This is a genomic window from Enterococcus sp. AZ080, from assembly GCF_051714945.1.
GTDB classification, from domain to species: Bacteria; Bacillota; Bacilli; order Lactobacillales; family Enterococcaceae; genus Enterococcus_B; species Enterococcus_B pernyi.
On record NZ_JBIOSV010000001.1, the window covers coordinates 592,514 to 606,569 of the forward strand.

General features: G+C 35.5%; 13 protein-coding genes and 1 pseudogene. 11 read left to right on the plus strand and 3 right to left on the minus strand.

Annotation, left to right across the window (positions count from 1 at the left end; genetic code table 11):
* Window positions 1-146 precede the first annotated feature (146 nt).
* Window positions 147-1,634 (minus strand): helix-turn-helix domain-containing protein, encoded by a 1,488-nt coding sequence (locus IGK01_RS02760; protein ID WP_438747627.1) that lies wholly within the window; start codon window positions 1,632-1,634, stop codon window positions 147-149.
* Window positions 1,635-2,670: 1,036 nt separating this feature from the next.
* Here IGK01_RS02760 and IGK01_RS02765 point away from each other — a divergent pair.
* Entirely contained in the window at window positions 2,671-3,054 is a 384-nt protein-coding gene (locus IGK01_RS02765; RefSeq protein WP_019724361.1) for a DUF7006 family protein, read from the plus strand.
* Between the two features lie 125 nt (window positions 3,055-3,179).
* Here IGK01_RS02765 and IGK01_RS02770 read toward each other — a convergent pair whose 3' ends face one another.
* Window positions 3,180-3,356 carry a hypothetical protein gene (locus IGK01_RS02770; protein WP_019724362.1) on the minus strand — a complete coding sequence of 59 codons (177 nt, stop codon included), beginning with the start codon at window positions 3,354-3,356 and terminating at the stop codon, window positions 3,180-3,182.
* A 233-nt stretch (window positions 3,357-3,589) separates the two neighbouring features.
* On the opposite strand from IGK01_RS02770, the gene IGK01_RS02775 reads away from it, so the two are divergent.
* The 10 genes and pseudogenes from IGK01_RS02775 (at window position 3,590) to IGK01_RS02820 (ending at window position 12,224) form a co-directional block, all read left to right on the plus strand.
* Window positions 3,590-4,216, plus strand: coding sequence for a pentapeptide repeat-containing protein (locus IGK01_RS02775; RefSeq protein WP_438840483.1), 627 nt, complete (start codon window positions 3,590-3,592; stop codon window positions 4,214-4,216).
* 130 nt (window positions 4,217-4,346) lie between these two features.
* Window positions 4,347-4,700: an MmcQ/YjbR family DNA-binding protein gene (locus IGK01_RS02780; protein WP_023519166.1), complete on the plus strand. Its 354-nt coding sequence runs from the start codon at window positions 4,347-4,349 to the stop codon at window positions 4,698-4,700.
* 140 nt (window positions 4,701-4,840) lie between these two features.
* A pseudogene (locus IGK01_RS02785) lies at window positions 4,841-5,167 on the plus strand (transposase).
* A gap of 42 nt (window positions 5,168-5,209) precedes the next feature.
* Window positions 5,210-6,361, plus strand: a complete 1,152-nt coding sequence (gene tnpB / locus IGK01_RS02790) for an IS200/IS605 family element RNA-guided endonuclease TnpB (RefSeq protein ID WP_153830454.1) — start codon at window positions 5,210-5,212, stop codon at window positions 6,359-6,361.
* Window positions 6,362-6,745: 384 nt separating this feature from the next.
* On the plus strand, window positions 6,746-6,976 hold the full coding sequence (locus IGK01_RS02795; RefSeq protein ID WP_023519169.1) for a hypothetical protein: 231 nt from the start codon (window positions 6,746-6,748) through the stop codon (window positions 6,974-6,976).
* Window positions 6,977-7,037: 61 nt separating this feature from the next.
* Entirely contained in the window at window positions 7,038-8,291 is a 1,254-nt protein-coding gene (locus IGK01_RS02800) for an HlyD family efflux transporter periplasmic adaptor subunit (protein WP_438840484.1), read from the plus strand.
* On the plus strand, window positions 8,278-8,961 hold the full coding sequence (locus tag IGK01_RS02805; RefSeq protein WP_137072014.1) for an ABC transporter ATP-binding protein: 684 nt from the start codon (window positions 8,278-8,280) through the stop codon (window positions 8,959-8,961). The genes IGK01_RS02800 and IGK01_RS02805 overlap by 14 nt, the downstream gene beginning before the upstream one ends.
* Window positions 8,962-8,967: 6 nt before the next feature.
* Window positions 8,968-10,200: an ABC transporter permease gene (locus tag IGK01_RS02810; protein ID WP_137072016.1), complete on the plus strand. Its 1,233-nt coding sequence runs from the start codon at window positions 8,968-8,970 to the stop codon at window positions 10,198-10,200.
* A 12-nt stretch (window positions 10,201-10,212) separates the two neighbouring features.
* A complete protein-coding gene (locus IGK01_RS02815) occupies window positions 10,213-10,869 on the plus strand; it encodes a response regulator transcription factor (RefSeq protein WP_019723143.1) in 657 nt (218 codons plus the stop codon).
* Window positions 10,866-12,224, plus strand: coding sequence for a HAMP domain-containing sensor histidine kinase (locus tag IGK01_RS02820; RefSeq protein ID WP_438840485.1), 1,359 nt, complete (start codon window positions 10,866-10,868; stop codon window positions 12,222-12,224). The genes IGK01_RS02815 and IGK01_RS02820 overlap by 4 nt, the downstream gene beginning before the upstream one ends.
* A 337-nt stretch (window positions 12,225-12,561) precedes the next feature.
* Here IGK01_RS02820 and IGK01_RS02825 read toward each other — a convergent pair whose 3' ends face one another.
* A complete protein-coding gene (locus tag IGK01_RS02825) occupies window positions 12,562-13,932 on the minus strand; it encodes an amino acid permease (protein ID WP_023519175.1) in 1,371 nt (456 codons plus the stop codon).
* Window positions 13,933-14,056: the final 124 nt, after the last annotated feature.

A 14,056-nucleotide genomic window follows, 5' to 3' on the forward strand; every position in this document is an offset into this window, starting at 1 on the left:
ATGTAAGATGTAGCAAGTGATGATTATAAGTATAAATTCACTGAAAGAGTCGTCCGAAGACCATCTACTCCGAATCGGTGGAGTTGTATTTACTTGTTTGGATCACTACATTATGCAGTAGAAAAAATGAATAACTGTAAGTTTTACTAATGTTGCGTTCTAAATTTTTGTAATAATTGAGGATCAATTTTATTTAGTAATTTTTTCCAATCTGAGGCATCAGGTACTGTTTTTAATAAAAGACATTCAAGACCTAACGAAGAAAATGTCAAGTATTCATTGTAATTCGTGACTAAGAGATTGATCTCATGATTTTCAATATAAGAGGCGCATAGCTCATTTGGACGAAGAAAGTAGATATTTTGAAATCCCCCTAAATATTTTCGAACTAAGGCTTCGAGATGTTGACTGATATACTCATTTCCTTCAAAAATAAATGCGATATTCGTAGGGTTTTTCCAATATTTTTCTTTGATTGACTCAGTGAATATCGTTAAACTAGCACAGATATCATCCAAATGATCATCAGAGAACAAATGATGGAAGGAGGGATTTTTTTCTAAAAAAGCTCGATTTTTTTTATATTCATTGCTAAACAAGGTTTTGGCATACTCATTTGTATCTTGGATATTTTTATTTCCGCTTTTAGACAATAGACTACGTAGCTTGATGGACGTGAAAAAAGATTCTAATAAGATTAACTCGTGTGCTTGTGTGTGCGTATTTCTCTTGATCATTTGATAATAGCTACTTGTAAGCGCTATTATTAGTGGCCATCGATTATACCTTTCACAAAAATATTTTTCCTGTTTCGGATTTTCGATACCTCTACGGCATAAAACAGAACTAAAAATAAAAATGGCTTCTTCTTGTGTTAGGTCAATATTAAAATAATCCTTCACAATCGAATATGCAGGTGAAAGTCGGTGAAACTCTGGATCATTAAGGACAATATCTTTTAATTCAGGGTCGAGTTCCACCATACAACCACATAATATCCGTTCAATAGAGAGGTATAATAAATAACTAAAATAACCAAATGAAGAAACTTTTTGATTAGGACGCTCCAATAGGTTAACAATTTTAATCACTACTTCTTGCGTCGCAATTGATGGAAAAACCGTGTGGGGTGTAATATCTGATTCGTAATAGAAAGCAAAATAAAAATTTCGAATATTGGCTTCTGATCCGATCAAATTGACGGGATTTAGCTCAAGGGTGATATTGAATTCTTTTACTTGATCTGCAATTTTTTTAACGTACGTGATCATCGTGCTCTCAGAGATATGAAAGTAATCTGCCCAATCATAAATAGACTGAAGTTCGTTGAAAAAAATTTGTTCAAGAATAATAAAGAGTGGTTCATCTTCGAGAATCGCTCTTTTTTTTTCTAGGTAGGTTTCTGAAGAATGGATGTTTAAAGAATAACCTTGTTTCGAGGATTGGATATCCGCGACGTTCTCGAAATATTCTCTCAAATAATTGATGTCGTTGACTAATGTCCTGGCTGTACTGTTTGTCATGCCAATCAGTTGGGCTGTCGTACAGATTCCAGTAGACTCTAACTCTTTCAAGATTTGGAACCAACGTAATTTTACTTTATCTGTTATAAAATTTAATTGAAAATTTTTCAATAGAACTTTTACCTCCTATCTAAATCTTTCTAGGGAATAGAAAATAGAGCATAGGCTTGCATCCATTGCGAAAGTTAAAGATATATTTTTGGAATTTTCCAATTTCTTATTTGTTAACAAGTGAGATAGAAATTCAAAAAAAGCTAGAATATTTTCAGATGTATATTTTTAATAAAAGAGTAAAGGAGAATTGCTTTTATCATAGTATTCATTTAGTTAGGAGCTCATTAGATCTAAGTTTCTTATATGTTGAATATGAGAGTAATGTTCAAATTGAGTAGTGGACATTCATATAAATTAAAAGTAACTTATGTTATCTTTTGAGTGAAAAGTTAACGTTTTTTATTTGCTTATTAGAGCGTTCGATTTTACATGGTTATTTTAATCAGTATCAAATGAGTTGGTTTTACTTCTATGATCAGTTTTTGATAGTGGTTCAAAGTGTTCAGTAGATAAACGAGCTACTAATACCATTAATTACCGGATATTCGTCCTTTCTATTTTTTTTTAGCAATCCACTTTTGCACTAGCGTAAGGTTAAAAAACAAATCGCTTTCAGATTGATAATTAATATTACCTAATAACTATATTAAAATAACTTAATGATAACAATTTATAAATTTCAGAAAACTATGAAATTATTCAATTGAAGTATTATTTGAATACTGTAAAATTGCATGAAGAAGTTAGAAATTAGGAGTGTTATTAGTTCAATTTGTTTGTTAATTATTGCGACGAAAGAGGCTTGTTCTTAAGGTAGTCTCACATAAACAATTTTAAGTAATGGGAAAAACTGATTTGGATCTAGTAAGATGTTCTCTGCATTAAATGTTATTATGAAACACATCAAATATAGAATCTGTTACTTTCATTAATGAGTAAATATAAAAATAATCTGTGAAGAAAGATATATTTTTTTGTAATTATTTTCTTGAGTGAAGTATCAAAATGTAAGCGTAATTAAATTTAGTGAATCTGACAAATAAATCTTAAAAGAAACATTAATGTGGTTTTTAATGTTTTAAGGAGGGAGCGAATGGAAACGAAAAGAATTGAAACGCCTGAAGAATACTTGGCCTATTATGATCAGAGAGTAATCAATCATTCTTTTATCAGTAAACATCCAGAAATGTTTGAATTTTATCTTGATTTACGAACAAAATTCCTAATGACTTATCAGCAAACAGATGCCACTCTTTTTCTGAAATTAGCAATATTATTAGATATTGATGCACAGCTACAGATCCTATTAGAATTGATCAAAAGTACAAACAAAAGTTTATGTGAAGAATTAGGGATGACAGAATCAGAAATCATTTCAATGATCGCCAAAGATAAAAAATGTTTTTACAGAGAACTAACAGGTCTTGACATGAATCACTCAGTACCATGGCAGTTGATTTATCTTAGTGAATCTTGAGGAAGCTTGATTGCTCTCATTAAGGTAGAAAAAATTCAACGAACTAGTCGCAGGTAAAAAAACAAAGGTCGGGACAAGAGAAGTTATCTCTATCCCGACCTCATATACATATAAAAATTAATAGATTATTTCCGTGTCTTGATCATATCAAAAACGTCATAAGCAACAAATCCCATTGCAAGCAAATAAAGCGCCCAAGTAAAGATCGAATTTGTGATGAATTGGTAGTATAGATTTAAACTGCAAAGGGTGTATAATGCCAAGCGTAGGAATGTGAATGGTTTGGAATGATAATTAGTCAAAATAAAAGCCTCCTGAAAGATACATATCCTATTTAAACAATAAAATACTAGTTACTTATAGTGTACGGTGAAAGCTGTTTCATTGTCAAATATCGACAGGGGATAAAGCCGATTAGCTTGCAATAAGATATGAGTAAAAGCAAGTTTATCTATATGAGATAAATCACGTTATCTTATCTTTATTCTGTTATGATAAGGGAAGTAAAACAAATAGAGAGAAAGGAGCTGAATGTATGGCAAAGAAAATTGCTTCTCCAGAGCTGCCCGAATTAGTTGAGGGAAACTTTTATTTAGAGGATGAAACAATCTTTTTAGGTATTTTTTCTGAAGGGGAAGATCAAAGTTATCTTAGTTCTCGCAATATCGTGTTGAAGAGTAGCCATATCAAAAAATTAGCGATGCAAAAATCTCGTTTAGAGCGGTTTGAATGTAGCGATGTCATTTTTGAGAAGTGTGATTTCTCAAATTTAGAATGGTTTGGCGCAAGCTTTCATCGTGTGCATTTCAAGCAATGCAAATTGACCGGAACCAATTTCTCAGATAGCTTCTTGCGTGATTGTGTTTTCGAAGAGTGCGTAGCAAATCTCTCTTCTTTTAGCTACACGAATATGAAGTTCGTCAGATTTAGCGACAATCAATTAAAAAATACTGATTTTTTCGATAGCAATTGGAAAGATCTAGTAGTAGAAAACAATGACCTTTCAGGCTCTAATTGGGTCAATACGCCACTGAAAGGTTTAGACTTTACAACAAATACATTTTCTCAAATCAATCTATCTATGGAATTACTTCGTGGACTGATCGTCAATCAGGAACAAGCGATCATTATTTCGGCTGGGTTGGGATTGGTAATTGAATAGATAAAACAGAACGAACAATGTTAAGAAATTAGTCAATCTGATCGAATACATCCTAGAATCAACCTAGAGCATAGTTGAATTATTTCATGACCACTTAATTTAGTTTATTGGCAGAAAGGAGAACTTACCAATGGATTTGACAGAAAAACTTGTCGATTTTGCTACTACCTTGGAAGCCGTCCAAATGGATCATCCTTTTGGAAAATTTCCAGATTATATCGTGTTTCGACATCAATCGACAGGTAAATGGTTTGGTTTGATCGTATCTGTTGAAAAAGACAAATTAGGCATAGAAGGCGAAGGTCAAGTCCCCCTCGTCAATGTCAAAGCAGATCCAGAGATCATCTCCATCCTGAAAAAGAGTAAAGGCTATTATCCTGCTTATTATATGAATAAACAACATTGGATCAGTGTAGCTTTGAATGGTGCAGTCACAGAAAAGCAACTCTTTTATATACTGAAAGAGAGTTATGATTTAACGTAATTAGGCAGAAGTCGCCCATCCTCTCTAGGTGGGTGATGAATGTCGTTCGGTATGAGGATTGCCGTTGGCAACTCGAAACCCGACAGGTTATTATGTTCGACGTTATTATCAATCTATAGGAGAAATGAGTGGATAGAACAATGGCATTCGACACGAATCACCATTCAGAATTTCTCCTCTATTCTCACCTTGTGTTGGTAACTAAATACCGTAGACAAGTGATTGACGCTGAACGATCTGAATTTGCTAAAACTACTTTTGTACGAATGGCAGAATCTTATCCCTTTAGTTGAGTGGCATCATGAGAAAGATCATGTGCAAAAATCATCTAAAACAGAACTGACAATATTCATCACTGCTTATCAACGTGATTTCCCACGAATCAAACAGTTTCTTTGAAAAGAAATGGTTTCGTCTAAAAATTTTTGACTACTGGTGACGTATCTATTAGTGACATCAAGAAATAGAGTCAAAGCCAAGGAAACAATCACAAGGAGTAGATGAAGCTGATGGAACGACTGAAAGCATATAAATTTAGAATTTATCCAACAGAAGAACAAGAAATTTTCTTTGCCAAATCTTTTGGTTGTGTCCGTAAGGTCTACAATCTAATGCTTGATGACCGAAAAAAAGCCTATCAAGAAGTAAAAAATGATCCTTCTAAAAAAATGAATTTTCCAACACCCGCTAAATACAAGGAAGAATTTCCGTTTTTGAAAGAAGTAGATAGCCTTGCTTTAGCGAATGCACAACTCAATCTAGACAAGGCGTACAAGAACTTCTTTCGTGATAAATCCGTTGGATTTCCTCGTTTCAAAAGCAAAAAAAATCCAGTTCAAAGTTACACCACCAACAATCAAAATGGAACAGTTAGTTTGATTGATCATAAATTCGTCAAAGTTCCTAAATTGAAGTCATTAATTAAAATCAAGCTTCATAGAAGACCGAAAGGAATGATCAAATCAGCGACCATTTCGCGTCATTCAAGTGGTAAATACTATATTTCGTTGTTGTGTAAAGAAGAAATTAGCGAACTACCTCAAACGAATTCCGCTATTGGGATTGACCTTGGGATCACTGATTTTGCCATTTTTTCAACTGTTCAAAAGATTGATAACAATAAATTTACCTCAAAAATGGCAAAGAAACTTAAACATGAACAACCTAAATTGTCAAGACGTGCGTTATTAGCTAAACAGAGAGGGTTCAATCTGTTTGAAGCGAAGAATTATCAAAAACAAAAACGGTTAGTCGCTCGATTACACGAAAAAGTAATGAACCAACGGAATGATTTTCTAAATCAATTGAGTACAGAAATGATCAAAAATCACGATATTATCTGTATTGAAGACTTGAATACCAAAGGTATGTTGCGTAACCATAAATTAGCAAAAAGCATTTCTGATGTGTCTTGGTCTAGCTTTGTGAAAAAACTACAGTACAAAGCTGACTGGTACGGTCGGAAAATGATCAAGGTGGATCAGTGGTTTCCATCTAGTCAAATCTGTTCGAAATGTGGACAGAAAGACGGCAAGAAATCCCTCGAAATTCGAGAATGGACGTGCCCTCTTTGTCACGCGCATCATGATCGAGATATCAATGCTAGTATCAATATTCTGACCGAAGGACTACGCATAAAATCGCTGACTGAGATAACATAAAGAACCGTAGGAACTACGGAGATCGCTTGGTAAACAAGAGAAACCGCTGTGAGTAAAGAAATACACTTACAGGTATGCTCTATTCCCAAGAAGCTCCCACTTCAAGTGTTAAGAACCGTTAGGTTTAGCAAAGTGGTGAGTAGTTCACCGAATGAGTGCTAAAAATAATAGTGGAAGATTTCACTTTCATCAAAACAATCCAACGATCACTTGGGTTGTTTTTTTTTGTGTGAAATTTAAGCGCTATCTTTTTGTTCAAAAAAAATTACCAAAAAAATTACACAAAAAACAGATTAGCTTTAGAAAGAGAATAGGTCTGTTATGTATGATAGTAAATATAACAAGAGAAACATAACTAAAACAAATAGAAGAGGATGGTTTTTTATGATGAAAGAAGGAACAAAGTATAAAGGTTATCTGGTATTAGTATGTTCTATCGGTCTTTTAGCAGCATGCAGTTCAGAGACCAAAGATACAAGTGAATCAGATATGCCAAAAGTAAAAAGTGAACGAAAAATAACCGTGGATGGGAAAGAAGGAACAGAAAAAGTTTTAGATAATGGAATGGTTGTTCAAGAGTTTGAGGAAGAAGTCTCGGAAAAAGAAGAGGAATGAGCTTTGGATAGAATTATATAAGCGCTTTTCTAATGACTGATCTGAATGAAGGAGTAGGTACATGAAGCCTAAAAAAATAAAAAAATTCAACCGAAAATGGTATTATTTAGTAGCAGTCATCACTGTTTTACTAGTAGTTGGTGCAATCAGTATAGTTGTTTCTAGTGGGAAAACAAAAGAAGAAAATGCAGGAACAAATATTGAAGCACGGTCTGTCAAATCCCTCATTGATGAGGTGAAAGCGGCGAATTTGATTTTAGCAGGAAAAGTCATGCCAAATAATAGCAACAAAATCAAAATTGATCCAGAACGAGGAACAGTGAAAGATATTCTGGTAAATGAAGGCGATGTCGTAGAAAAAGGGCAACCTTTGTTTACATACCAAACGGATCAACAGAGAAAAGTTGTGGAAGCTGAAATGGACGTAGAAATCAAAGTGAGAGCAGTAGAACAAGCACGAGTGACTGCAAATCAAAAATGGACAGCACATAACCAAAAAGTAGCAGAGCTTGGAAAAGCAAGACAAGATTATGCGAAGGAAAAATCCGAAGAGTTACAAAGTACGATCAAAGCATTAGAAGGAGAAATCACCAGTCTACATGCAGAAGCTATTGCTGGTGACAATGAAGTGAAGAATATAGAAACAGACTTGCGAAAAGCCCAACTACTTCACGAAAACGAAAAAGAACGGCTGAATGAAGACACAGTGACAGCCGATAACTCAGGAAGAATCAAATCATTGAATCGTGACTTAGTCAATCAATCAAAAGAACGTCAAAAAGAAGAAAACTTTATGGAGATCCTTGATAATTCGAACTTGTACGTGGATGGCCAAGTCACTGAATTTGATCGTGAAAAAGTTGCTGTCGATCAGCGAGTAGAAATTATGGATCGTAAAGACCAAGAGAATACTTGGCAAGGAACCATTGTGCAGGTGGCAAATTTAACAAGTGATGCAAAACAAGACGATCAAAAAGAAGAGAATCCAAATTTATCTAAGTTTCCTTACAAAGTTAAGATTGATCCAAAAGAAGAAATGCCACTGATTGGTTCCAATGTGTATGTCAATGTTTTACCGAAAGATTTTGTGTCAGGAAAAGTAATCATCAACCAAAGATACCTCATGGAAAAAGATGGAAAATATTATGTATGGAAAGTAGAAAATGATCGGATCAAAGAGCATGAAGTCAAGGTAAATCCGATGGATAATGAACTCGCAGAAATAGTCGAAGGATTGACTGTTGAAGATCAACTTGCTTTGCCTCAAACAGGAATGGTCGAGGGAATGGAGGTTGGTGCAAGTGTTGACGCTTAACAACATTCAGAAGTCATATTGGCAAGGCGGGAAAGAACTAAAAGTCCTTAAAGATATCTCTTTGCAAATCAATGAAGGAGAACTGGTCGCAATCATGGGGCCATCGGGGTCAGGAAAGTCGACGTTGATGAATATCATTGGTTGTCTGGATACAGCTACATCAGGGGATTACATCGTTGAAGGAACGAATGTCAAAACGTTAGCGGACAATTCATTAGCCGATTTTCGTAACGCAAAAATCGGCTTTGTTTTCCAGAATTTCAATCTCATGCCAAAATTAACTGTTTCGCAAAATGTGGAAATGCCATTAACGTATAAAAAAGTCAATAAAAAAGAGCGGCGTAAGCGTGCCTTGGATATGTTGCAACTCGTAGGGTTAGAGGATCGAAGTGACTTCAAACCAATGGAATTATCAGGAGGACAAAAGCAACGTGTCGCAATTGCGAGAGCTTTAGTGACTAACCCTAGTTTTGTTTTAGGGGATGAGCCGACAGGGGCACTTGATACAAAAACCAGTAGCCAAATCATGGACCTTTTTAAGGAATTCCACCAAGCAGGAAAAACAATTATTCTAATTACCCATGAGCCAGAAATTGCAGCGTTATGTCAGCGCACGATCACTTTACGAGATGGTCAAATAATCAGTGATGAACAAAATAAAGTGAGGTGATCAAGAATGGAAGAAATCAGATTTGCCTTACAATCGATTTTTGCTCATAAGATGCGTTCAGTGTTGACTATGTTAGGTGTCATTATTGGGATTGCTGCCATTATTTCGATTTTCAGCATCATCGGTGGAAATACCGAAAAAATGAAACGAGAAATGATTGGTGGTAACAATAATACGATGAACATCCAATACGATAAAAAAAGTTCATTCCAAAGTGGAAACCTATTTGGGGGAGGCCTATCAGAAAAGGAAGAAAAAAAACCGTTATACCTTCCGTTTTTACGTGAAGATGTATTAAATAAAATTAATGAGATACCAGAGGTCTTAGCAAGTGGCTTGTCATATCAAAAAGATGGGAAAATCTATAGGAAAGCAAAAGGGGCTGACGCCAAAGTTTCTGCTGTCACTTCTTCTGTTGAGGATTTGGAGCAATTAAACTTCATCAAAGGGGAAGGTTTTGCTTCTCAAGCCTTCAAGGAGCAACAACAAGCCATTTTTCTGGAAGATTCCTTGTATGACGAATTATTTCCCAATGAAGAAGGGATCGGACAGTTTGTCGAAGTGAATGGCGTGCCATTCAAAGTTCAAGGTGTATTTCAGTTAGATCCCAATAGTAGTAATCTATTTAGCTTTGAGAAAAGAGCTTATGTTCCTTTACAGCAAGCACATAAACTATCTGATGAGTTAGATATTGTGCCACTTGTCACGATCCAAACAAATAATACCGATCAATTACAAGGCGCTGCAGAAAAAGCAGCAGAGATTCTTAATCAACAGATCCCACCATCCGATTATGAATATGGGGTAATGAATCTGAAAGACTTTGCCAGAGAATTGGAACGAATGAACCAGTCAAGTTTTATTCTCTTGTCCGGTATAGCAAGTATCTCGTTATTAGTAGGGGGGATCGGTGTGATGAATATCATGTTAGTCTCTGTCACGGAAAGAACGAAAGAAATCGGGATAAAGAAAGCACTCGGCGCAAGAAGAAAAATTATTTTAAAACAATTTTTAGTAGAAGCGGTAGTCTTGACATTGATTGGTGGGATACTGGGGATACTTATAGGCTTACTAAGTGGCTATGTTATCACACAGTCGCTTGATTATCCTTATATTGTGTCTGTACTGTCTATTATCGTTAGCTTAGTTTTTTGTTCCCTAATGGGTGTGATATTTGGCTTATTACCAGCGATGAAAGCATCCAAATTAAACCCTATTGAGGCACTACGCTTTGAATAAGGAGAGAGTGATATGGAAAGAATTTTAGTGGTTGAAGATGAATATATGATCAATCAAATCGTGACGGAATTTTTAAAAGAGCGTAAATATGAAGTTTATTCAGTAAGGAGTGGCGAACAAGCATTGGAAGTTTTTGCTGAAGAAACATTTGACTTGATCCTATTGGACATTATGTTGCCTGGGATAAGGGGGACGGATGTTTTAAAGAAAATTCGGGAAACGTCGGATGTGCCGATCATCATGCTAACTGCCTTGGATGATGAATATACGCAGTTGCTCAGTTTTTCCCATTTGATCAGTGACTATGTCGTCAAACCTTTTTCCCCACTTATTTTGATCAAACGGATCGAAAATGTGTTTCGGATGAATCAAGGAAATCCCCACATCACTATCGGGGAGTACGCCATTGATCTCGATGGTGGTCTTGTAAAATACCAAGAGGAAGAAATCCATTTAACAAGAAAAGAGTACGATATTTTAGTGATTCTAATAAGAAACAAAGGGAAAATCATCACGCGAGAACAATTAGTGTATCAAGTTTGGTCGTATGAATATCATTTGGAAAATCGAATATTAGATAATCATATAAAAAATATCCGAAAGAAAATGCCACTTTTATCAATAAAAACGATCAAAAATAGAGGCTACCAGCTTGAGGACACCCCATGAGTATCATGCTGAAAAATTTTCTATTTTCTGGAATCATCATTTTTCTAGTTTCGATTCTTTCATTGATTGTCTTATATTTTACGATGCCAGTCTACTATGAACGAATGAAGCTGAACGAAATAAACAAGGAATTCAATCAAGTGGCAAAGAGTATAGAGCACAAAGATTTAGCTACCATGCAAAGCGCTGTTGATCAATACTGGCTTGAAAGAGAACAAAATCTTGATATCATGCTGTTGGATAATAATGGCCTAGTTCTTGGTCCTTTCTTTGACGGGAATCTTGACTATTCAGGCATCAGTCTTCTATCTGATGAAAAGAGAATTTTTCAAGAGATTACTGACAAACAAGGTAACACTTATTATTTATTTGGCATATACTCGATGCAACCAGTCGCAGAAGCAAGTCAAGTGTTACTTCATTTATATCCATTTATCATCATTGTCTCACTAATCATTGGGGGCATCGGCGCTTACTACTATAGTATTTATTCGACAAAAAAAATCAAAGAGATATCCAAAGTAACAGAAAAAATGATCGAATTAGATGCGGATATTCGTTGTGATGTCAAAGGTACGGATGAAATCTCACTTTTAGCGCAAGATATCAACCATCTATATGTTTCTTTGATCCAAACAATTGAAGTGTTAGAGCTTGAAGTAGCTAAAACGAAAGAATTGGAACAAGCAAAGTCAGAGTTTATGCAAATCGCTTCTCATGAATTGAAAACACCTGTTGCTTCATTGATGGGGTTGATTGATGGCATGATCTATAATGTCGGAAAATTTAAAGACAGAGAGCGATATTTAGAAGTTTGCAAAAATATTTTGCAAGAACAAACAGAAATGATCAATAATATCCTCTTTGCCTCAAGAAACAATTTGCCTTCAGATGATGTGGTCTATGAAGAAGTCTCAATCAAAGAAATGATCGAACATAAATTGACTTCTTTCCGGATACTTGCGGAAGCAGAACAGAAAAAACTAGTCGTTAATCTAATAGGGGAGAAAATCATCGGTAATAAAAATGATATTGATAAAATTTTAGATAATCTACTAAGTAATGCCTTCAAATATACGAAGCATGAGGGAGAAATCAGTCTGTTTTTTGATGGTAAACAATTAGTGATTGAAAATGAAGTGAATCAGATACTTACGGAGGAGGAATTAAGTAAGATTTTCCAACCTTTTTATAGACCAGATTTTAGCAGAAGTCGAGATACTGGAGGTTCTGGTTTAGGATTGTTTATCGTACAACAACTTTTTGAAAAATATGGCTGGGAGTATTCATTCAAGTCAACTGCTAATTCCAGGATGTGCTTTTCTGTCATTTTTAGTGGAAGAAGCCTAAATTGATCGATGGTATTCCTAAAGGACAAACGGTCTGTCGCCACAAGATTTATTGGATATTTTTGTGATGGTAGCGAAGCTAATAGCCAAATTGCACAACTGCTATTTGCCAGGGACTTTGATTTTTTATTTTTACACACTCAACTGGAATGTACAAAACCACACTATACCATACCACTAAATAGTAAGAACAAAATGATCAAAAAACTCACAACGTACTAGAAACTCTTGTAGAAAATTTAGTCCCTGGTAAGTAGCAGTTGTGCAATCAGGTTGTGATAGATTAAAAGAAGTCAGGACTACGTTCGCGCAGTCCTGACTTCTTTTTGTATACTTTCTTATACTATTCCTTGATTTTTCTTTCGCGTACAAAATAGTAACCCGCCATATAGATCAAGAAAATCAAACCAATCATCAATGAGATCCTTGTTTCGGGATTGATGAACATAAAGACTAATACCACTGCCAAAAAGGCCAATGACAGGTAATTGGTATATGGGGATAAGGGCATTTTAAATGGATGTTCAAGCATTTCTATCGGATGTTTTTTTCTGAATTTGATTTGACTGATCAAAATAACGATCCAAGGTACCATCCCTGGTAAGATACTGGAACTATAGACAAAAACAAATAAATCCTGTGATTGGGAGTAGACGAAGGGCAACAAATAATTCAAAATCAACCCAATCAAAATACCAAATGAGATGGCTACTACTGGGTAAAATGGCACTCCATGACGTGTAAGTTTCAAAAACTTTTTAGACATTTTGCCGTTGATGGCTAATGTGTAGACCATGCGACTGGCGCTGAAAATACCGGAATTACAACCAGATAAAGCAGCAGTGATGACAACAAAATTGATCAAACCAGCAGCAAACGTGATCCCGATTTTAGAAAAAGTTTGAACAAACGGTGATCCTAGTTCGCTCAATTGATTCCAAGGATAGATGCTGACAATGATGAAGATCGCCCCAATATAAAAAATCAAGATCCGCCCGATCGTTGATTGGACAGCGTCTACAATCGTTTTTTGGGGATCTTTCGCTTCACCTGCAGTCATCCCAATCAACTCGATTCCTTGGTAAGAGGCAACGACGATCGATAGAGCAAAAAAGAATCCTTTCACGCCACCAGTAAAGAAACCACCATTTTTCCATAAGTTTGAAATCCCGATTGCTTCTCCATGGTTACCGAATCCAAATAAAATGATGCCTAAACCGGCGATGATCATCAAAATAATTGTCACTACTTTAATAGTAGAAAACCAAAATTCTAATTCACCGAATGCTTTGACAGAAACAAGGTTGGCGAACATCAAGAAAAGGATCACAACGATTCCTGGAATGATCTGGGGCAAGTCTGGCCACCAATAGTTCATATATTCCCCTACAGCAATGACTTCACTGATACCGACCACGATAAACTGAAAAATATTGCTCCAAGCCGTCAAATAACCTGCGACGGGATGGATGTATTCACTTGCATAATTAGCGAAAGAACCGGTAGAAGGATCTAAATACAACATCTCGCCCAATGCACGCATGATCAGGTACAAAAAGAAGCCTGCTACAGCATATGCAACCATTACAGAAGGTCCTGTCCAACGGATGGTGGATGAAGCACCCATGAACAGACCGACACCGATCGTTCCTCCTAGCGCAATCATTTGAATATGACGTGCACTGAGACTACGAGTTAATTTTTCTTCTTCCATACAAAAACTCCTTTTTTAAGTTGAGTGATAAAGTAAAAAATAAGTTTATTCTATAACTAGCAAACAAAATAACGACCATTACTTTATAGCTCTTGTTTGTGATTTTACAGAAAATTTTCAAAAA

Bases quoted from the DNA above. Each gene is read 5' to 3' on its own strand.
- IGK01_RS02775 (WP_438840483.1), top strand. From the start codon at position 3,590: ATGGCAAAGAAAATTGCTTCTCCAGAGCTGCCCGAATTAGTTGAGGGA.
- tnpB (WP_153830454.1), top strand. From the start codon at position 5,210: ATGGAACGACTGAAAGCATATAAATTTAGAATTTATCCAACAGAAGAA.
- IGK01_RS02765 (WP_019724361.1), top strand. From the start codon at position 2,671: ATGGAAACGAAAAGAATTGAAACGCCTGAAGAATACTTGGCCTATTAT.
- IGK01_RS02800 (WP_438840484.1), top strand. From the start codon at position 7,038: ATGAAGCCTAAAAAAATAAAAAAATTCAACCGAAAATGGTATTATTTA.
- IGK01_RS02825 (WP_023519175.1), bottom strand. From the start codon at position 13,932: ATGGAAGAAGAAAAATTAACTCGTAGTCTCAGTGCACGTCATATTCAA.
- IGK01_RS02810 (WP_137072016.1), top strand. From the start codon at position 8,968: ATGGAAGAAATCAGATTTGCCTTACAATCGATTTTTGCTCATAAGATG.
- IGK01_RS02820 (WP_438840485.1), top strand. From the start codon at position 10,866: ATGAGTATCATGCTGAAAAATTTTCTATTTTCTGGAATCATCATTTTT.
- IGK01_RS02815 (WP_019723143.1), top strand. From the start codon at position 10,213: ATGGAAAGAATTTTAGTGGTTGAAGATGAATATATGATCAATCAAATC.
- IGK01_RS02780 (WP_023519166.1), top strand. From the start codon at position 4,347: ATGGATTTGACAGAAAAACTTGTCGATTTTGCTACTACCTTGGAAGCC.
- IGK01_RS02795 (WP_023519169.1), top strand. From the start codon at position 6,746: ATGATGAAAGAAGGAACAAAGTATAAAGGTTATCTGGTATTAGTATGT.